This is a genomic window from Arthrobacter sp. Soil736, assembly GCF_001428005.1.
Taxonomy (GTDB): Bacteria; Actinomycetota; Actinomycetes; order Actinomycetales; family Micrococcaceae; genus Arthrobacter.
The window spans coordinates 18,529-36,158 of record NZ_LMSB01000005.1 but is presented as its reverse complement, the minus strand read 5'-3'; the positions used below and the strand labels follow the sequence as shown (position 1 = coordinate 36,158).

The window sequence follows — 17,630 nt, the reverse complement described above, 5'->3', positions numbered from 1 at the left end:
CCGGCGGGCTGCTCACTCCGCTGACCCGTCGCTTCCTTGTCGCCGCGTCGGGAGATGGCCGCGATGTGAAGCCTCCCGGACCACCATCCGGATATTCGCGAGCAGCACTGATTTCACCGCCCCGGCGTCGGGGACGTGCCCCCGCCTGAGCGCCCGTTCTAGGGAGCCGCAATACCCTTCGAGGCGCACGGCGCCAGCCATAGCGGAGCTGACTTTCAGGCTGATGAGTGCCTCGATCCCAGGTTCGATGTCCTCCGCGGCAAGGCCCTTGATGACCTTGGCCGCCCGGAGGGGCAGCATCAGCAGGTACTCCTCCATGAATGCCCGCGCTACCGCGTCGCCGGCCTCGTCCTTCAGCGCCTGCAGCGGGCCGTCATCGAGCACCGGAAGGTCGTGGTCGTCGGTCATCCTGCCTCCTCGGGTCGGTCGATGTGCCGATACTGCCCTGCCGACCTCAACACCGCGGGAAGGTTGCCGCAGGTTCCAATCAAGAGTTCGCGAGCTTTCCGCCAGGCCCCACGGGATCATCCATGCGTTGCTGTTCGTGGGCGCCGTCGCGTAGCCGGCCCGTGCCCAGCTGACCTTCAGCCGGACAGTGTTTTTGCTGTTCGCGGTGGTTGTCCGGTGCCTGGTCCGACGGCGCCGCGGAAGGGGACGTCCGGGACCGCGTTCCGGGAGTCGGTGACGCGGTACAAGTATCGGCAAGCACCCCTCATTGTGGGGGTAGGGATTTACCACGTATTTGAGGGGGAGCTCCCGTTTTTTCGCAAGGCGTCGGGACAAGAGTGAAGGTGTCCTGGAGCGGAAGCCGCGAATCCGAAGCTCCGGATGGCCGGGTCCGGCGCACTCCCCCCAGAAGCGCCGGACCCGGCAACCTACCAAGAAGCCGGCAGCGTCAACGGGCAAAGCTGAGGGAGATCCGGCATGGCAGTGTGCGGCTTGGCAGCGGCCTACGGGACGACCATGTCCGGCCTGATTATCAGACCGAGCATCGTCTCTCACGAAATCCACGATCAGCCTCGACGGTACACATGGGCTGGAGTCATCGGCCCAGGGAAACCTTGGTTTCAGCGGGATGCTCGCGAACGGGGCGCCGGGCGAAAGTAGTCGGTCAGGAATCCGGCGAGGACACTGGAGAGAACTAGAACCAGGGCCGGCGGGAGCGTCATGGGGCCAACGAACTCGCGGACGTCGACCCGGAAGAGGAGCAAGACGAGGACCCCGACGAGGACGTAGGCGATCGATAGCGCGGCGCCGATCATCGTGATGACCGTGCCCCGCGTTCGCATCTTCGTTTTGGGAAACTGCTTCGCGTACTCCTCCGCCGTACCGAATTCAGCCTCAGCCGGAGTCCCTGCGGCGGCCTCATGCGCGCGCACCTCGTCGAGCGTTTCTGCGATCTCGTCCTCGGACAACCCGCGAATTCGGAGGTTGAAGGTCAGCTTTCGTTCGTAGCTCATGGCTGTTCCTTTCGGGTGGATCGAAGAGTGGTCAAGGCGCTGTCCATCTGTTGCCAGGCAGCGACGGCCCGCTCCAGTTCGGTGCGGCCGTGCCCGGTGAGCGCGAATTGCTTGCGTCCCGGCCCTGCCCTGTCATGCTGCCATCTGTGCTCAACCAGGCCCTGGTCCTCCAGCCTCTTCAGCAGAGGGTAGAGCGTTCCGCCTTTGATTCGTTCGAAGCCGTGCTCCCTGAGCAGCTCGGCGATGGCGTAACCATGACTTTCGCCGTTGCGGAGCACGGCTAGCACCGCCTGCGGGAGCGCGGCGCGGATCAACTCCTGGTTCCAGTCGACCGTAGTCATGTATAGATAGTGACACTACCTAGGTAGCGGGTCGACTTCTGGCCCGTTTGAGGAAGGCGTTGATTCCTTCGGCCATGGCGGGGGACTGTGTCCAGTGCAGGTAGTGCCCGCCGGAAAGCACCTGGATCTCGTGATGCCGGACATTTCGTGATCGGCTCTCGTGCAGCCCGGTCTTCGATGGGTTTCCGCTGTCTTCGGCCAGGAACGTGAGGACGGGCATATCGTCCGGGTACATGAGGCCCTTAACCTTGCGCGCGTTCTCGGCAATTCGATTTCGTCTCGTCGAACACGGCCTGGTTGTCGAAGTTCCAGCTGGTCATGAGTCGGATCTGTTCACGTTCCCTGGCTGTGTGCCCGGCACCGTCCGGTTCGGCAAGTCCAGGCGCGATCGCGGTGACCCAGCGGACCACACCCGTGGTTGAAAGCATCCTGCCCCAGTTGATCCCGGCATCGGGTTCAATTGCGTCAGTCCGGCCCGTTCCGGCGGCCGGCACCGTGGGGTCAATTCCGACGACGGCCGACACTTCCTCCCGGTACTGGTTGGCATAGAAGAGGGTGTAAAAGCCAGCTATGGAGTGGCCCGCGAGGATGTAGGGGCGGTCGATGTTCAGTTTCGAGAGCGCTTCGTGAAGTTCGGCCGTGATGTTTTCAACGGTGCGATCCACGGGTGTCACGTCGCTGTAACCGTAGCCGAACCCTTCCACGACAACGACGTGGTATTCGCGAAGTTCCCGGATAAGCAGAGGACGAGCGCCGCCACAGTGGCAGCCACGAGACCCAGAATGCGGATTCTCCTGCGCCAGCTGCGTTCTCTGGCGGATGCCGCGAGAGTCATCGCTTGCTCCTCCTGTTGACCTTGACCTTGGCCTCAACGGTCCTTGCACGGCGGCCAGGGAAGCCAGGCGGCAGGGACAGCCCGAAGCCGTATCCTCGCGTCCCGCAGCCGGTCGGCGGGGATTGGGCCGGGGTCGCCCTGGCCGCTTTCGGATCCGGACCCGTCGGCGGCCTTCAGGGCGTATTCAACCCACCGCCGCCAACCAACGGGGTAGCGTTCGCTGTACCCGCCGGCGGCGACCGCGAGAACCAGCATCTCCAGCCGGTCCGCGGCGGACTCGGCCGTTTCGTCGCACGCGTCGCAACCGCAGGCCGGGAACACGAAGTCGTGGATCGAGCCGGCGTGAACGATGACCGCCGGATACCGGGTGAACACGAACGTTAGGGGTGCTGCCCCGGGCCTTCTGGGCGTAACGCGCACCGACTCCGCAACGCCGTCGGGCTGCCTCAGCAAATCAACGGAGGTGTCCGGACTGTCCTCGACGTCGACATTGTAGGCAACAGAGAGGTGGTTGATGAGGGCGCGGGCTACGACGTGCAGCCCCGCGAAGCGATCGAGGTGGGTTTCCACGCTGTATGAATCCGGCGAAGGCCCGTCCTCGCCCCAGCGCCGGCCATAAGGGATCAGCACTCCATCGCCGGAGTGGTGCGTGGCCTCCGGCAGGCTGGGGCGCACATATCGGAGCCCGGGCGCCACCGAGTCTTCATTTGGCCCCATGCGGCCATCGTAGCCCGCAGGAATCGGCTTGCAAGAAGTCCGCACGCGACCGCGGAAAATCCGGCCTATTTCCTTTACTAAACCGTTGTGATAAACACTTTTATGTGCGCTGATCGCCACCAAGATTTCGAATATCAGCACGGCTACGGCAACGCACGTTTTGAGCCTTTCAACGGCGGCATTGACGCTAGGGCAAGCAATAAAAGTAGTGGCGAAGACACCATATCCTGCGCCCTTTCCATAACGGGAACAGCAGGGGCGCCGTCGGCCCGTCATTCATATCAAAGGCTGCACAGCCCGTTCATTATCCTGGGGGAGAACTTGAAGGATCACACCGCACACCGTTCACTGGCGGCCGCAGCGCTCGCAGGCTTCCTTCTTGCCGGTACCGCGTGTGCAGGGCCACAGGCCAGTAGCACGCAGCCGACTGTCGTGGCACCTGTTGACACCACGACGCCAAGGTCGCAACCCGTGCCGGCGCCGACAACGGCCAAGACCTCGCCGGTGCCGGCGCCTGTCGTGAGCGACGCGCAAACGGCACCAGCCCACGGCGCGCCTTCCCCTGCCGTGCGGCAGACCTTCACCTTTCCGGACGGGCACATCTCTTTCACCTACCCTGCAGGGTGGACGATTCGGACAGAACAAGGCCCGTACCTGACTGACGAGAGCAAGGCGGGTTCCGTGTCCGCCATCGTGACGGACGGAACCGGGTCCGAGGTCGCCCGCGTACTTAGCGGGATGTACGGCGACGGCGCGGCCGGTCGGGTCAAGCGGACAGTTATCGACCAAGCGCCCGTGCCGGGGATCACCTCGAAGGAGCGCGTCCATTTCGGTTTCGTCAAGGATGAAATCCAGCCCACGGGCGGTGCGTACTACTTCATGGAGGTCCGGCTCGCCCACGAGTTCCAGCCGGCAGAGACGAGCTCCGGATCCAACCAGGTCCCGCTGGCCAACGGGATCATGACCGCTTCGGTCATCTTCGACTACGAGAAGCAGCCCGTCTTCGCTTCGATCGACGCAGCGAAGGCCTGGATGGCAACCGAACAGTACGTCCAGTTGAAGGCACTCCTGCTCAGCCTGAAGTACGTGTAGCTGACATACTCGGACCATGGCCGTCACCTTTGAATGCACAACACGGACAAGCATGCCCCGGGAAGAGCTGTTTGACCTCGCGCGTAGCATCGATGCCCACAAAGACTCGATGGCGCAGTCCAAGGAAGAAGCGGTGGCCGGCGTCATGTCTGGCCTCATCTCCTTGGGGCAGGAAGTGACTTGGCGGGCGTGGCACTTCGGTGTGCCAATTCGAATGACCAGCCGGATCACCGAAATGCAAGCGCCCATTTATTTCGTCGATGAACAGGTCAAGGGCCCGTTCCGCCGCTTCCGGCACGTTCACGAATTCACTGAGGACTCAGATGGAACCGTGATGGTTGACCGCGTCGAGTTCGGGGCGCCCTTCGGCCCGATCGGGCGCCTAGCGGAGAAGCTGGTCCTGGCCCGCTATCTTCACCAACTCATTGAGCAGCGCAATCAGCACCTGACTGCCGGTGAGAGGGCGTGATCAGGCCCGTCCCGGACTTCACTCCGAGGCGCGCCCCTGCGGCCGCGAGTGCGGGATGTGTCCCTGGCGCGCGGCCTCACGGACAAGGAGCCGGATGTTCGCGTACAGCACCGCCTTGACGGCCAGCGGGTCCAGCCTCTGCCCTCGCCGGATCCGCAACTCAAGTTCCTGGCAGCATCGTTCCAGCCGCAAGGCGCCCGCCATTGCTGAGGTGGCCTTCAGGCTCACCACGGCATCCCGGGCCGCCCGCAGGTCCCCACCGGCAAGGTCGTGGAGTATTTTCGCCGCCCGGCCGGGCAACATCTGCAGGAAGTCGTCGATGAATGCCTGCGCGAAGGCGGGCCCGACCTCCACCGCGAGCGCCTGCAGCGGGCCGCCATCCAGCACCGGGACGTCGTCCCCGCCCGTCACGCCACACCGCCGACTGCTGCCTGCTGCATCTTCGCGCCGCCCATCGCTCAGCCCGCCGCGCCCGTGCTGCGCGGCTCCATGAAACACCTTCCCGCGGGGACCTCAAGACGGAGGAAGCTTTCCCCGATGTTCGGATCAAGATCGCCTGTGACCGTCGGGGCAGGCACGGGCGCAACCCCGGTGCGCCGACTAACATGGGGACGTGAACGAGACTCTTCCTCCCTGCCCCGAATGCTCCAGCGTGTACACGTACCAGATGGGCGCCTTGCTTGTCTGCCCGGAATGCGGCCACGAATGGTCATCCGTGCCGGTTGAATCAGATGAACCGGGGGAGCGCGTCATCAAGGACGCGGTGGGCAACGTGCTGTCCGACGGCGACACCGTCACCGTCGTCAAGGACCTCAAGATCAAGGGAAGCTCCAGCGTCATCAAAGTGGGCACCAAAGTGCGCGGCATCCGCCTCCTGGACGGCGTGGGGGACCACGACATCGACTGCAAGGTGGACGGCGTGGGCCCCATGCAGCTCAAATCAAGCGTGGTGAAGAAGGTCTAGGGACGGGCTGCGGGACCGGCGTGGAAAATTCCGTGAGGGCGGCCGACGTCGTGGTCATCGGCGCAGGCCAGGCCGGCCTGTCCGCCGCCTACCACCTCGCCCGCCGCGGCTTCATGCCTGCTCAACGCACCACCACCGGCACTGACACGGGCGGCCAGTCCGGGCGAACGTACGCCGTGCTGGACGCCGAGGACGGCCCGGGTGGCGCCTGGCGGCACCGCTGGATGAGCCTGCGGATGGCCACGGTCAACGGAATCAGCGACCTCCCCGGCGTCCCGCAGCCGGACGTCGATCCGGCCGAACCCAGCTCGGCATTCCTGACCCGGTACTTTGCCGGCTATGAGCGTGAACTCGGCATCGCCGTCGAACGGCCGGTCAAGGCGCTCGCGGTCGAGCGCGAGGACGCCGGTCCCGCCGGACGGCTGCGTATCACGACGTCCGACGGCGGATGGTCGGCGCGCGCTGTCATCAACGCCACGGGAACCTGGACCAGGCCGTTCTGGCCGATTTATCCCGGACAGTTCACGTTCACGGGGCGCCAGCTCCACGTCGCGGACTACGTCTCCGCCGAGGAGTTCCGCGGGCTGCACGTCATCGTCGTGGGCGGCGGCATTTCCGCCGTCGGGCTGCTCGACGAGATCTCAAAGGTGACCTCAACCAGTTGGTTCACGCGCCGCGAGCCCGTGTGGCGGGAGGCGGCGTTTGACCGGCAGGCGGGCCATGACGCCGTCGCCCTCGTGGAGGACCGCGTGCGGCGGGGGCTGCCGCCGCAGAGCGTCGTGTCAGCCACCGGGCTCATCTGGACCCCCGCGCTCCGGGCAGCGGCCGCGCGCGGCGTGCTGGAGCGTCGCCCCATGTTCAGCGGCATAGAGCCCGACGGCGTGCGGCTGGCAGACGGCAGTCTGCTCGCCGCGGACGTGATCCTCTGGGCCACGGGATTCCGCGCCGAGCTGGAACACCTGGCGCCGCTGCACCTGCGCGGGCCGGGCGGCGGCATCGCCATGGACGGCACCCGGGTGGCGGCGGAGCCGCGAGTGCACCTCGTGGGCTACGGGCCGTCATCATCGACCATCGGCGCCAACCGCGCCGGCCGGGCCGCCGTCGCGGAACTCCTGAAGCTCCTGGATGCGCAGCACGGCTGAGCGGGATTCACGGTAAGTTTGCACAGGAGCCTGCCCGGCCGGCGACAGGCGAACGTGTACGAACAATCAGCAGGGAAGAGGCGGCGGCAACACGTGGCAGAGAACAGTCTTGGGCACCTTCTGGGCACGCTGCGGAGGTACCCGGACGTCGAGGCCGCCAACCTGCAGGCATGGGACGCCACCGACACACTTCTGCTGGACACCGCCGCGGAACTCCTGACACCGGAGACCAGGGTAGCCGTGATCGGAGACCGCTACGGGGCGCTGACGCTGGGACTGCTGGGCGGCCCGGGTACGGCTCCGGCGCCGCAGGTCCGCGTGCACCAGGACCTCGTCACCAGCGAGCGGGCGCTCCGGCACAACGCGGCCGCACTCGGCATCGACGGGGGCTTTGAGCAGCTGCCGCTGGGCGCGGAACTGCTGGAGGGCGCCGACGTCGTCCTGCTGCAGCTGCCCAAGACGCTCGCCGAACTCGAGGAGATTTCCGACGCCGTGGCCCGCCACGCGCCGCAGGGCGCCGTCTTGCTCGCAGGCGGGCGCGTCAAGCACATGTCCCTGGGCATGAACGCGGTGCTCGGGCGGTTCTTCGAAACGGTCCAGCCCCAGCTGGCCCGGCAGAAATCGCGGGTTCTCCTGGCCTCGGAGCCAAAACCCGTCGAACCCGCCCCGCCGTATCCGGTGACGGAGCACAACGCCGAGCTCGATCTGCAGGTGTGCGCGCACGGAGCCGTTTTTGCCGGCACCAAACTCGACATCGGAACGCGTTTCCTGCTGGAGTTCCTCCCGGGGATGCCCTCGGCGGCCACCGCGGTGGACCTGGGCTGCGGAACCGGGATCCTGGCCGCCATGTACGCGCGCCGCCATCCCGATTCGGCGGTCATCGCAACGGACCAGTCGGCAGCGGCCGTCGCTTCAGCGCGGGCCACAGCGACGGCAAATGGCCTGGGCGGGCAGATCACGGTGCTCCAGGACGATGCCATGAGCTCCGTTCCGGCCGGAAGTGCCGGCCTCATCCTGCTGAATCCGCCATTTCATCTGGGAGCCAGCGTCCATGCAGGGGCCGGGATCAAGATGTTCGAGGCAGCGGCCCGCGTCCTTGCCCCCGGCGCTGAGCTCTGGACGGTGTTCAACAGCCATCTCCACTACCTCCCGGCGCTTGAAAGGCTGGTCGGGCCCACCGCCGTAAAGGGCAGGAACCCCAAGTTCACCGTGTCCGTCAGCGTCAAACGGCACGGACGGTGAGCAGCAACGGAACCGCCGGGGCGTCCGCGATTCCGCCTGCGCGTGGGACGTACCCGTATACCGGGGCGTAACGTACGATTCAGACATCGATACTGGCCAACCGACGATGCTTAGGGGAATCCTTGACTGAGATCCGCCAGCCCACACCGCGGCGCGGAACTAACCTGCCCCGCATGGGAGACTTCAACCTCACCGTCATCCTGGACGCCGTTCGGCGGTCAACCGGGGGCCTCAGCCGTGTCGAACTGGCGCAGATCGTCGGACTGTCACCCCAGACCATCTCGAACATCTCCCGCCGGCTCCTGGACCAGAGCCTCATCGTGGAAGCCGGCAAGGAAGGGAGCGGGCCAGGAAAACCGCGGACCATCCTCCGGCTGAATCCAGCGGGAATGTATGCCGTGGGCGTGCATCTGGATCCCGCGGTGGCCACCTTCGTCGTCCTGGATCTGGTGGGCGCCGTGGTGCAGCACTCGCGGGTAAAGACCCCGGACAGCGGCGACCCTGAGGCGGTCATCGCTGCCATTGCCGCCGAGATCGAAAAGCTCGTCGAAGCGTCGGGCGTGGACCGGGAGAAGATCGCCGGCCTGGGCGTCGCAGCCCCCGGTCCGATCGACCACGACAACGGAGCAGTGGTGGAACCGCCGCTCCTTGACGGCTGGGACCGGGTTCTGCTGCGTGATGCCCTGGCCGATGCCACGGGCCTTTCCGTCCTCATGGACAAGGACGTGACCAGTGCGGCCGTCGCGGAAACCTGGGCGGGCGGCCCCAGCGGCGCCGGCAGTTTCGTCTTCATGTACATGGGCACGGGCATCGGCTGCGGCATTGTCCTCAACGACGAGGTGGTCCGCGGCACATCAGGAAACGCCGGCGAAATCGGCCACATCATCGTCGACCCGGACGGCCCGCCCTGTGACTGTGGCCTGCGCGGTTGCGTGAAGTCCTCCTGCATCCCGCAGGTCCTGGTGGCCCAGGCCCAGGCGGCAGGGATCCTGTCGGATGAAGGTCCCCTGACCGGCGGCTCCGTGGTGCAGGAACGGTTCGCCCAGCTTTGCGAGGCCGCGGATGCTGGCAACAGCGCAGCCGCGGCAATCATTGACAAGTCGGCGGTGCTGGTGGCCCGGGCGGCGTCGGTCGTGGCCAATACGCTCGACGTGGACCGCGTCGTCTTCGGCGGCCCGTTCTGGGGCTCCCTGTCACGGCGCTACCTGGAGCTAGTCCCGGACCTGATCCAGCAGAACAGCGATGCGGGAAACATCCACGCCATCGAAGTGGTGGGCACAGGCGTGGGGGAGGACGTGGGCGCCATTGGCGCCGCCTGCCTTGTCCTGGAGCACACGCTGGCGCCGCGCGCCCAGCGGCTGCTACTGGAGGGCTAACGCGTCAGTCGATGTCTTCGACGATGGTCCCGTAGGGAATCGTGTCGTCGAGATGCGCCTGGTGGCCTTTGGGTATGAACAGCACCCGGACGCCGTGCAGTTGGTCCGCTGCGGACTGGAGGAGGACCGGGCGGACCGTGTCAACAAAGCGAGGGTCCTTGCCGACGAGGTATTCCTGGTAACTGGCTGGTAGCTGGGTCATTGCATCAGGATAGACCCGTTCCTTCGCCAAGGGGAGGGTATACCCCGGCGGCCGGAATCGCCGGGGTACCCGCGTCCTCACGGGGAGCAACTGATCCTCAGTCCGCGCTGGCCGGGCCGAGATTTGCTCCCTTAGTAACCGCTAGTTGTCTCAGTTGTAACTTCGGCCTTGGCCGTTTTTGCGTAGACGTTCTTGCTCACCACGTACGCGTGCTGGTCGAGCTTCATGGCCTCCTGGTTGACCTCGGTCAGCTTGGTGTCTGAGAGCTGTTCCACCTTGACGAGGTCCAGGGTCTCCTGGTCAGCGCCGCCTACGGCCGTCACCTTCACCAGGCCTGTGCCGGCTGAATAGTACTTACGCTGGTGGCCAACGGCGGGTTCCAGGGGGTTGCGTTCATCAATCACCAGCACATCGTCGTAGCATCCGGTGGGAACGCAGACCCGTTGTTTCTCCTGGAAGACTTGTCCGCAATCCAGGAAGTCCACGTTGGGTGCGTGCGCCTGAACATAGCTTGGGGTTCCGGTCCGCGGCTCAGCCTGCATTGCGATTCCCGCCTGGGCCTCGTCAAGTGAGTTTATGAAGGTGCTTGGGGCCCCTGTGAACTTGCCGTTTTCGTACTCTTCCGGGTATTCCCCGAAGAGCCAGACTGTTCCGCTCTCGGTCTGGGCAAAGAAGGCCAGTTCCGATTCCACGAGCTCGCCGTCGGAGTAGTCACGGTCCCACATGACAAGGGTCTTCACGCCGTCAATCACCTTGGTCAGTCCGGTGACGGTGTGCACGACCGTCCGCTTGGTCGTGGCATCAGCACTCTTGACATCGCCTGTTGTTGTGTACTGCGAGCCGGGCTTCAGGGGAAACCACTTGTTGTCCAATTTCGGTGTCTGTTGGAATTCGGCGGGATCATAATTTATGGCGGACCCTGGTCCGCAAAGTTCCGCGGCATTTGCTGTCTCTGTGCCTGTCGGCGGGGCTGAGGCCGACGTCGCTGTCGTCCCAGTGGGTGATGCCGAACCCGACGTCCCGTTGGACGTGGCCGGCGGGGTGGTGCCTCCCTGCGGTGAACACGACGTCACTGTCGTCAACGCCAGTAAGAGCACGAAAGCGGAGCCGATCACTGTTGGTCGTTTGTGAGGCTGGAACATCTCGGTGGCCTTTCGCCGTTGGAATTAATGGCTTCCAGCAACGGCAACGCGCTGCTCTCCGATGCGGAGGGCAGTCGCGGTGCGGCGCTGGTGATACCGCGCCTGGGCAAAGGGGACGATGCGACGCCGCCCTTTGAAGGGCGCGGAATAGGGTCTCTCGGGGCAAATCACCGAGGAACGTCCAGAGGGCCTCCTTACGGTGAGACCGTGTCAATTCCGGATACGACGTGCACAAATGATGGACCCAATTCGTCCGTTTGAAAAGGGGCACTGCCGTGAGAGGGTAGCCATGGGACGCCTCCCGGCGAAGAATATTCTGAAACTGCAACGGCGCGAGCGTAAGAATGCGTCTTAATTCGATGGCCGACTTGAACGCAGGCCCGGGCGGCTAATAGAGTCCTATACAAGTTACCGAGGTAACGTGTCAGCGATCCTCCGCTGTGGATGTGCCGCCCGCCGGCAGCCAAGGAGGGTGTGGGTGCCCCCATGTGGGCCTGACATTTGCTCACGGACAACTTCTATTCAGGCGTAACAGTCGCGGCTGCGCCCTGCCGAAGTTCATTCCGTGTTCCCCAAACTCAATTCATTGACCGCACGCTGCACGGGCTTCCGCCACGGCAGCACCGCCTTCAATGGCCCATAGCCAAGGACGCAAATGTCACCACCCAGCCTTATTGACACACATCCGAATCTTTCCGACACCGCACCGGTGGCGCTGTCCTATGAGCTCTTCCCGCCGCGTTCGCCTGCGGCCGCCGAGACGCTCTGGACCACCATCCGCGAGCTCGAGACCACCGATCCCGACTACGTCTCCGTTACATACGGTGCCAGTGGCTCCAACCGGGACACCGCCGTCGAACTCATCAACCGCCTGGTGCTGGAGACCACCCTCCGGCCGCTGGCCCACCTGACCTGCGTCGGCAACACTCCGTTGGAGCTGGCCGAAATCATCGGTGAGCTCCTGGACGCCGGGGTGCGCGGCATCCTGGCCCTCCGCGGAGACCAGCCGAAGGACAGCGGAGAGCCCGTCAGCGGGTCGCTGCGCTACGCCCAGGACCTGATCGAGCTCATCCGGCGGGTGGAGCAGCGGCGTTCGGCACTGCTCTGCGCCGGCAAGGTTGCGGTAGGCGTGGCAGCCTACCCCACGCGGCACCCGGAATCGCCGAGTGAAGCGCACGACGTCGAGGTCCTGCTGGCCAAGCAGCGCTCCGGCGCTGACTTCGCCATCACCCAGGTGTTCTTCCGCACCGAGCAGTACGCGGACCTGATCACCAGGGCGCGCCGTGCCGGCGTCACCATTCCGATCATCCCGGGCGTCATGCCGCTCACGAGCCTGCGCAGGCTCAAGCGCCTCGGCGAGCTGACCGGCGTCGAACCGGCACCGGAACTCATCGAGCGGCTGGCCGCGGCGGACACCGACGCCGATCGGCTCCGCATCGGTGTCAGTGCCACCGTGGACCTGGCCAACGCGGCCCTGGAGGCCGGAGCGCCCGGCCTTCACCTGTACACGTTCAACGAACACCAAAGTGCGCTGGAGGTGCTGGACAAGCTGTCGCTAGCCCGGCCGGCGCGTTCCGCCAGCCGCCTCAACGCGATCGCCCGCCGCCAGCTCGCCAGCTGACCACACCCAATACCTGCAAGCTTTCCCAACCATTCAAGGAAATTCACATGACTGAGAAGAACACCGCGTTCCCGTCCGCCTCGATCCTGGGCTACCCGCGCATCGGACGCCGCCGCGAACTGAAGAAGGCCGTCGAAGCCTACTGGGCCGGCAAGATCGACGCCGCCGCCCTTGACGCCGCCGCCAAGGAAATCCAGCTGGGCACTGCCAAGCGCCTGCAGGGCCTGGGCCTGACCGAAGTCGCCGCGGTTCCGGGCACGTTCTCCTTCTACGACCAGGTCCTCGACGCCGCTGCCCACCTCGGCGCCGTTCCGGCCCGTTTCGGCAACCTCCTCAACGAAGAGGGCCAGCTGGACATCGACGGTTACTTCACCCTCGCCCGCGGCAACAAGGAACAGCAGCCGCTGGAAATGACCAAGTGGTTCGACACCAACTACCACTACCTCGTGCCGGAAATCGGCCCGGAGACCAACTTCGCGCTGACCTCCAACCGCATCGTTGAAGAGTTCGAATACGCCCTCGCCAACGGCGTGGAGACCCGACCGTACATCGTCGGCCCGGTCACCTTCCTGCTCCTGAGCAAGGCTTCCGACGACGCCCCGGCCGGCTTCAGCCCGCTGTCCCGCCTCGAGGACGTCCTCCCGGTCTACACCGCGCTGCTCGAGAAGCTGGCCGCCGCCGGCGCCAGCTGGGTCCAGCTGGACGAGCCCGCCCTGGTGGTTGACCAGGACACGTCCGCCGAGGAGATCCAGGCCCCGGTCGCCCGCTCCTACGAGGTCCTCTCCGCGGTTGCCCAGCGCCCGCAGCTGTTCGTCTCCACCCCGTACGGCGCGCTGAACGGCCAGCTCGGAACCCTCGCCGCCACCAACATCGACGCCCTGCACATCGACGTTTTCAAGGGCGCCGTCCCGTCCGCAGCAGCGCTTGCCGCACTGGGCAACAAGACCCTGGTTGCCGGCGTCGTGGACGGCCACAACATCTGGCGGAACGACCTGCAGGCCTCTGCGGACAAGATCGCCGAACTGAAGAAGTCCGTGGCCAAGCTGGCCATCAGCACGTCCACTTCCACCCAGCACGTCCCGCACGACGTCCACGAAGAGGCACAGCTGTCCGAGCAGCTCCGCAGCTGGCTGGCATTCGCCGACCAGAAGGCCGTTGAGGTTGTCACCCTCGCGGGCCTGCTGACCGACGCTGCCGCCGTGCAGCCGGCCATTGACGAGGCCACCCGTATCATCGCTTCCCGCGCCGCCGCCGAGGGCGTCCAGCGCGCCGACGTCCGGGCCCGCACCGCGGCCCTGACCCCGGCCGACTTCAACCGCTCCGAGTACTCGGTCCGCGAAGCCGCCCAGGAAAAGGCCCTGCACCTGCCGCCGCTGCCCACCACCACCATCGGCTCCTTCCCGCAGACCTCCGAAATCCGTTCGGCCCGTGCCCGCAATAACAAGGGCGACCTCACCAACGAGCAGTACGAGCAGCTCATGAAGGACGAGATCAAGCGCGTTGTGGAGCTGCAGGAAGAGCTCGGCTACGACGTCCTGGTGCACGGCGAGCCCGAGCGCAACGACATGGTCCAGTACTTCGCCGAGAACCTGGAAGGCTTCGACGTCACGGTCCACGGCTGGGTCCAGTCCTACGGCTCACGCTGCACCCGCCCGTCCATCCTCTGGGGCGACGTCACCCGCAGCGCCCCCATCACGGTGGCCTGGGCCGAGTACGCCCAGTCCCTGACCAGCAAGCCGATGAAGGGCATGCTCACCGGTCCGGTCACCATCCTGGCCTGGTCCTTCGTCCGCGACGACCAGCCGCTGGGCGAGACCGCCAACCAGGTCGGCCTGGCGCTGCGCGACGAAATCGCCGACCTCGAAGCCGCCGGCATCAAGGTCATCCAGGTGGACGAGCCCGCCCTGCGCGAGCTCCTTCCCCTGCGCAAGGCCGACCAGGCCGCCTACCTGGACTGGTCCGTGAACTCGTTCCGCCTGGCCACCGCCGGTGCCGCCGACGCCACCCAGATCCACACGCACCTGTGCTACTCCGAGTTCGGCGCCATCATCGACGCCATCGACGGACTGGACGCGGACGTCACCTCCATCGAGGCCGCACGTTCACGCATGGAGGTTGTCCACGACCTCGAGTCCCACGGCTTCGGCCGGGGCGTCGGCCCGGGCGTCTACGACATCCACTCGCCGCGCGTCCCGGGCGAGCAGGAAGTCACCGAGCTGCTCAGCACCGCCGTGAAGCACGTTCCGTCCCGCCAGCTCTGGGTCAACCCGGACTGCGGCCTGAAGACCCGCGGCTACGCCGAGACCGAAGAGTCCCTGCGCAACCTCGTCGCGGCCACCAAGAAGGTCCGCGCGGAACTGCTCGAAGGTGCAAAATAAGAATATGACGTAGCCGCTGATCGAGCTTGAGACTGCTGAGCTTGCCGAGATCCAGGTTTCGGCAAGCTCAACCAGCGGAGCATGCGGCAGGTCATCCAGCACCACGGGCGGTCACCTTTGGGTGACCGCCCGCCGTCGGCGTTTAATCATCGATTGCTGAGCAGACGCCGTTTTGAGCCCTCAAAAGGGCTGTTATGGAGCAATCGATTCGAATAGGGGAGTTCAGGACTCCCAGACGATTTCGTCGTCGACGACGCCGTCCTCGTCCGCCGACGCCACCAGGACCTCGTCGGTGAAGTGGGAGCCGAGGGTGAAGTCAAGGACGAAGTAGCGCTCGGGCTGCCCGGGGAAGATGCCCACGTGGCCGAGTTTGAGCGCCTTCAGGAACACGGCATTGGTGAGCTGGCTCTTGTCCGTGACGCCGAAGACCTTCTGCAGGTGCTCATCCTTGATGGCGTTGCAGTGGAACCGGAGGTACTCCTGCGCGCTGGTGCCCTCCTGCTCGAGTTCTTCGGCGATCATCTCGCGGACCTCGTCCACGAGCTCGGGGAGGTAGCGCAAGCGGTAGTCCACCTTGTGCATGGCCGCCTCATCGAAGTGGTCGTGCGCGTTGATGTTCAGGTCGAGCTCAAGGCGTTGGCCAGCCAGCTCATGCTCCGCGGCGATGTTGTGGTCCCTGCCGTGGTTGAGTTCGATTTCTCCGAAGTGCCGGCTCGCTACCTTGGTCATATCTTCAACATAGACCCGAAAAGCACCGCATTCCAGCATCGGGCCTTATTTATCTGAGGACCCCATGCTGCCCAGTGTGTCTGCGAGCAGGTCCACGAACAGCTGCACCCGGGCGGTCTTCTTGTCGTTGATCAGCAGCGCGAAGACGTTGCGGGCCAGCCTGATCTCGGGAACGTCGAGCACCACCACGCCTGCCGGGCGGTGGCGCAGGGCGAGCTCCGGCACCAGTGCAGCGCCCAGCCCGGCGGCTGCCATTTCGAGGCTGGCGTGGAAGTCGTCGCTGTATGCCACCACGCGCGGGTGCAGGTTGCAGCTGGCAAAGAGCCGCTCGATCACGGTGGCGTCGCTCGTGCCGGGGTGGTGCATGATCCACGGCATGTCCGAGAGGTGGTCGGCCGCCACCTTGGCGTCCGTTCGGAATCCCCAGCCGGTGGGCAGGACCACGCGGAAGTTGTCATCTCCGATCCATTGCCGGTTGATGGTGTGCGGCCACGCCAGCCCGGACTGGCCCACCTGATACACGAGCGCCACGTCAAGGTCGCCGCCGGTGCGCAGCCCCTGGATGGTCTGGGCGGGCTCGGCGACGGAGACCCGCAGGTCGATGCCGAGACCCTTCCACGCCGGATTTTTCAGGATCCGCGGGAGGACGTACGTGGCGAGGCTGGGGAAGATTCCGAGACGCAGCTCCTGGCTGGTGGTGTCGTGGGTCTTGGACGCGGCGGCCATCAGCGCCTCGATGTCAGTGAGGACCTTGGCCGCGTGGCGCGCCATCACGATGGCGGCGTCGGTGGGCACAACGCTCCGGGCCGACCGCTGGAACAGGTGGACTCCCGTGTCGCGTTCCAGGGCCGACATCTGCTGGGAAACGGCCGAGGCCGTGTACCCGAGCCTGCTCGCCGCGGCCGCGAAGGATCCCAGCCGGGTGACCTCCAGCAGGGTCCTCAGATGCACGGGGTTGACCACCAGCCCACCTTACTCTCGATGCTGTTTACCGGCGAAAAAAGTTGGCCACCCATCCGTGTTCCTGACGGTTCCGAATTTCCAGACCATCGATACTGTGCTACTCGCGGGCCGGCTTCCAGTCCGGCTACCTGGACGTGCAGCAGATCGTGCTGGACCGCCGGGAGGCGCAGCTGTAATCCGGCGTTTCCTTAATCACAGGAGGGACCCTGAAGCGCGCTTCAGGGTCCCTTTTTTGTGTCCGGGGCCACCCGATGTGGTGCCGCCCGGGACCCGCGACACGCCGTCTTCGAGACGACACGCTGGCGTTTAAATGTGGCTAAGTACTCCACAGGGTGTGGATTTCGTCCTCGAAAAAGCCGGAATCCCGGACATTTTGAGGGCACCCGCCTGTGGATTAAAAGTGCATTAAATGACATACTTGTAATACATCATCTTGGGGTCCCGCCGGGGGCCGTGCACTACATGTAGTATCGACATACAGATTGAGCGGGGCACAGGCGAGGCCGGCAACGGACAGTAGTTTCGGTCCGGGGCAGTGTCCACCGCAGCGATGAGTAGAGACTTCAGATACTTCAACAAAGGGGACAGTGACCATGACCGTTACGGTTTACACGAAGCCGGCCTGTGTTCAGTGCAACGCGACGTACCGCGCGCTGGACAAAAAGGGCATCACCTACCAGAGCGTGGACATCTCCCAGGACGCGGACGCCCTCGAGCGCCTGAAGTCCCTGGGCTACATGCAGGCTCCGGTTGTTGTCACGGACCAGGACCACTGGTCAGGGTTCCGCCCGGACAAGATCGAAGAGCTGGCGCTGAGCGCCGCCGCTTCGGTGGCTTAAGCTTCCCACGCCGTTTCCGGCAGAGAATTCCTATGTAGGTGAGGTGACTCCCATGGCCGCGCCGGCACTTGCCGATGCGCCGGTCGCAGCCCAGGCTGCGAACACGACGCCTGTAAAC

At 65.3% G+C, this 17,630-nt stretch carries 20 protein-coding genes; 9 read left to right on the top strand and 11 right to left on the bottom strand.

Features of this window, described 5'->3' with window-relative positions:
• Positions 1-12: 12 nt before the first annotated feature.
• The 6 genes from ASG92_RS04570 to ASG92_RS28915 all read right to left on the bottom strand — a co-directional run bounded on the left by ASG92_RS04570 (position 13) and on the right by ASG92_RS28915 (position 3,353).
• Positions 13-408 (bottom strand): Hpt domain-containing protein, encoded by a 396-nt coding sequence (locus tag ASG92_RS04570; protein WP_056625090.1) that lies wholly within the window; start codon positions 406-408, stop codon positions 13-15.
• 659 nt (positions 409-1,067) lie between these two features.
• Positions 1,068-1,460 (bottom strand): hypothetical protein, encoded by a 393-nt coding sequence (locus tag ASG92_RS04565; RefSeq protein WP_056625085.1) that lies wholly within the window; start codon positions 1,458-1,460, stop codon positions 1,068-1,070.
• Entirely contained in the window at positions 1,457-1,801 is a 345-nt protein-coding gene (locus ASG92_RS04560) for a PadR family transcriptional regulator (RefSeq protein ID WP_056625083.1), read from the bottom strand. The genes ASG92_RS04565 and ASG92_RS04560 overlap by 4 nt, the downstream gene beginning before the upstream one ends.
• A gap of 19 nt (positions 1,802-1,820) precedes the next feature.
• Positions 1,821-2,036 carry a hypothetical protein gene (locus tag ASG92_RS04555; RefSeq protein ID WP_056625081.1) on the bottom strand — a complete coding sequence of 72 codons (216 nt, stop codon included), beginning with the start codon at positions 2,034-2,036 and terminating at the stop codon, positions 1,821-1,823.
• A gap of 7 nt (positions 2,037-2,043) precedes the next feature.
• Positions 2,044-2,505, bottom strand: a complete 462-nt coding sequence (locus ASG92_RS27095) for an alpha/beta fold hydrolase (protein ID WP_056625078.1) — start codon at positions 2,503-2,505, stop codon at positions 2,044-2,046.
• A gap of 164 nt (positions 2,506-2,669) precedes the next feature.
• Positions 2,670-3,353: a DUF6226 family protein gene (locus ASG92_RS28915; RefSeq protein ID WP_162256297.1), complete on the bottom strand. Its 684-nt coding sequence runs from the start codon at positions 3,351-3,353 to the stop codon at positions 2,670-2,672.
• A 681-nt stretch (positions 3,354-4,034) separates the two neighbouring features.
• On the opposite strand from ASG92_RS28915, the gene ASG92_RS04540 reads away from it, so the two are divergent.
• Complete coding sequence (locus ASG92_RS04540; RefSeq protein ID WP_157372102.1) at positions 4,035-4,445, top strand: hypothetical protein; 411 nt, start codon at positions 4,035-4,037, stop codon at positions 4,443-4,445.
• Positions 4,446-4,461: 16 nt separating this feature from the next.
• The gene (locus ASG92_RS04535; RefSeq protein ID WP_056625069.1) at positions 4,462-4,914 is read left to right on the top strand and encodes an SRPBCC family protein; all 453 of its coding nucleotides are present in this window, start codon (positions 4,462-4,464) and stop codon (positions 4,912-4,914) included.
• 18 nt (positions 4,915-4,932) lie between these two features.
• Here the strand turns inward: ASG92_RS04535 and ASG92_RS04530 are convergent, their stop codons facing one another.
• Positions 4,933-5,325, bottom strand: coding sequence for an Hpt domain-containing protein (locus tag ASG92_RS04530; protein WP_056625066.1), 393 nt, complete (start codon positions 5,323-5,325; stop codon positions 4,933-4,935).
• Positions 5,326-5,527: 202 nt separating this feature from the next.
• On the opposite strand from ASG92_RS04530, the gene ASG92_RS04525 reads away from it, so the two are divergent.
• The 4 genes from ASG92_RS04525 (at position 5,528) to ASG92_RS04510 (ending at position 9,638) form a co-directional block, all read left to right on the top strand.
• Positions 5,528-5,878 (top strand): zinc ribbon domain-containing protein YjdM, encoded by a 351-nt coding sequence (locus tag ASG92_RS04525; protein WP_056625062.1) that lies wholly within the window; start codon positions 5,528-5,530, stop codon positions 5,876-5,878.
• Between the two features lie 20 nt (positions 5,879-5,898).
• A complete protein-coding gene (locus ASG92_RS04520; protein WP_240987005.1) occupies positions 5,899-7,020 on the top strand; it encodes an FAD-dependent oxidoreductase in 1,122 nt (373 codons plus the stop codon).
• Between the two features lie 93 nt (positions 7,021-7,113).
• Positions 7,114-8,262 carry a methyltransferase gene (locus tag ASG92_RS04515; RefSeq protein WP_056625059.1) on the top strand — a complete coding sequence of 383 codons (1,149 nt, stop codon included), beginning with the start codon at positions 7,114-7,116 and terminating at the stop codon, positions 8,260-8,262.
• Between the two features lie 173 nt (positions 8,263-8,435).
• The gene (locus ASG92_RS04510) at positions 8,436-9,638 is read left to right on the top strand and encodes an ROK family transcriptional regulator (RefSeq protein ID WP_056625056.1); all 1,203 of its coding nucleotides are present in this window, start codon (positions 8,436-8,438) and stop codon (positions 9,636-9,638) included.
• 4 nt (positions 9,639-9,642) lie between these two features.
• Here the strand turns inward: ASG92_RS04510 and ASG92_RS04505 are convergent, their stop codons facing one another.
• Positions 9,643-9,840: a hypothetical protein gene (locus ASG92_RS04505; protein WP_056625051.1), complete on the bottom strand. Its 198-nt coding sequence runs from the start codon at positions 9,838-9,840 to the stop codon at positions 9,643-9,645.
• A gap of 131 nt (positions 9,841-9,971) precedes the next feature.
• The gene (locus ASG92_RS04500) at positions 9,972-10,712 is read right to left on the bottom strand and encodes a hypothetical protein (protein WP_240987004.1); all 741 of its coding nucleotides are present in this window, start codon (positions 10,710-10,712) and stop codon (positions 9,972-9,974) included.
• 925 nt (positions 10,713-11,637) lie between these two features.
• Here ASG92_RS04500 and ASG92_RS04495 point away from each other — a divergent pair.
• Together ASG92_RS04495 and metE are read left to right on the top strand one after the other, a co-directional pair.
• A complete protein-coding gene (locus ASG92_RS04495; RefSeq protein ID WP_056625045.1) occupies positions 11,638-12,603 on the top strand; it encodes a methylenetetrahydrofolate reductase in 966 nt (321 codons plus the stop codon).
• 47 nt (positions 12,604-12,650) lie between these two features.
• The gene (metE, locus tag ASG92_RS04490) at positions 12,651-14,981 is read left to right on the top strand and encodes a 5-methyltetrahydropteroyltriglutamate--homocysteine S-methyltransferase (RefSeq protein ID WP_056625042.1); all 2,331 of its coding nucleotides are present in this window, start codon (positions 12,651-12,653) and stop codon (positions 14,979-14,981) included.
• Positions 14,982-15,203: 222 nt separating this feature from the next.
• Here the strand turns inward: metE and ASG92_RS04485 are convergent, their stop codons facing one another.
• Both ASG92_RS04485 and ASG92_RS04480 read right to left on the bottom strand, forming a co-directional pair.
• The gene (locus tag ASG92_RS04485; protein ID WP_056625040.1) at positions 15,204-15,710 is read right to left on the bottom strand and encodes a DUF2004 domain-containing protein; all 507 of its coding nucleotides are present in this window, start codon (positions 15,708-15,710) and stop codon (positions 15,204-15,206) included.
• Positions 15,711-15,755: 45 nt separating this feature from the next.
• Positions 15,756-16,673, bottom strand: coding sequence for a LysR family transcriptional regulator (locus tag ASG92_RS04480; protein ID WP_056625037.1), 918 nt, complete (start codon positions 16,671-16,673; stop codon positions 15,756-15,758).
• 593 nt (positions 16,674-17,266) lie between these two features.
• Between ASG92_RS04480 and nrdH the strand changes: the two genes are divergently transcribed.
• Positions 17,267-17,512: a glutaredoxin-like protein NrdH gene (gene nrdH, locus ASG92_RS04475; RefSeq protein WP_056625338.1), complete on the top strand. Its 246-nt coding sequence runs from the start codon at positions 17,267-17,269 to the stop codon at positions 17,510-17,512.
• Positions 17,513-17,630 lie beyond the last annotated feature (118 nt).

What these genes read in the sequence shown, in the direction of transcription:
- ASG92_RS04570 (WP_056625090.1), bottom strand. Translation starts at nt 408, where the DNA reads ATGACCGACGACCACGACCTTCCGGTGCTCGATGACGGCCCGCTGCAG.
- ASG92_RS04565 (WP_056625085.1), bottom strand. Translation starts at nt 1,460, where the DNA reads ATGAGCTACGAACGAAAGCTGACCTTCAACCTCCGAATTCGCGGGTTG.
- ASG92_RS04560 (WP_056625083.1), bottom strand. Translation starts at nt 1,801, where the DNA reads ATGACTACGGTCGACTGGAACCAGGAGTTGATCCGCGCCGCGCTCCCG.
- ASG92_RS04555 (WP_056625081.1), bottom strand. Translation starts at nt 2,036, where the DNA reads ATGTACCCGGACGATATGCCCGTCCTCACGTTCCTGGCCGAAGACAGC.
- ASG92_RS28915 (WP_162256297.1), bottom strand. Translation starts at nt 3,353, where the DNA reads ATGGGGCCAAATGAAGACTCGGTGGCGCCCGGGCTCCGATATGTGCGC.
- ASG92_RS04535 (WP_056625069.1), top strand. Translation starts at nt 4,462, where the DNA reads ATGGCCGTCACCTTTGAATGCACAACACGGACAAGCATGCCCCGGGAA.
- ASG92_RS04510 (WP_056625056.1), top strand. Translation starts at nt 8,436, where the DNA reads ATGGGAGACTTCAACCTCACCGTCATCCTGGACGCCGTTCGGCGGTCA.
- ASG92_RS04505 (WP_056625051.1), bottom strand. Translation starts at nt 9,840, where the DNA reads ATGACCCAGCTACCAGCCAGTTACCAGGAATACCTCGTCGGCAAGGAC.
- ASG92_RS04495 (WP_056625045.1), top strand. Translation starts at nt 11,638, where the DNA reads ATGTCACCACCCAGCCTTATTGACACACATCCGAATCTTTCCGACACC.
- metE (WP_056625042.1), top strand. Translation starts at nt 12,651, where the DNA reads ATGACTGAGAAGAACACCGCGTTCCCGTCCGCCTCGATCCTGGGCTAC.
- ASG92_RS04485 (WP_056625040.1), bottom strand. Translation starts at nt 15,710, where the DNA reads ATGACCAAGGTAGCGAGCCGGCACTTCGGAGAAATCGAACTCAACCAC.
- nrdH (WP_056625338.1), top strand. Translation starts at nt 17,267, where the DNA reads ATGACCGTTACGGTTTACACGAAGCCGGCCTGTGTTCAGTGCAACGCG.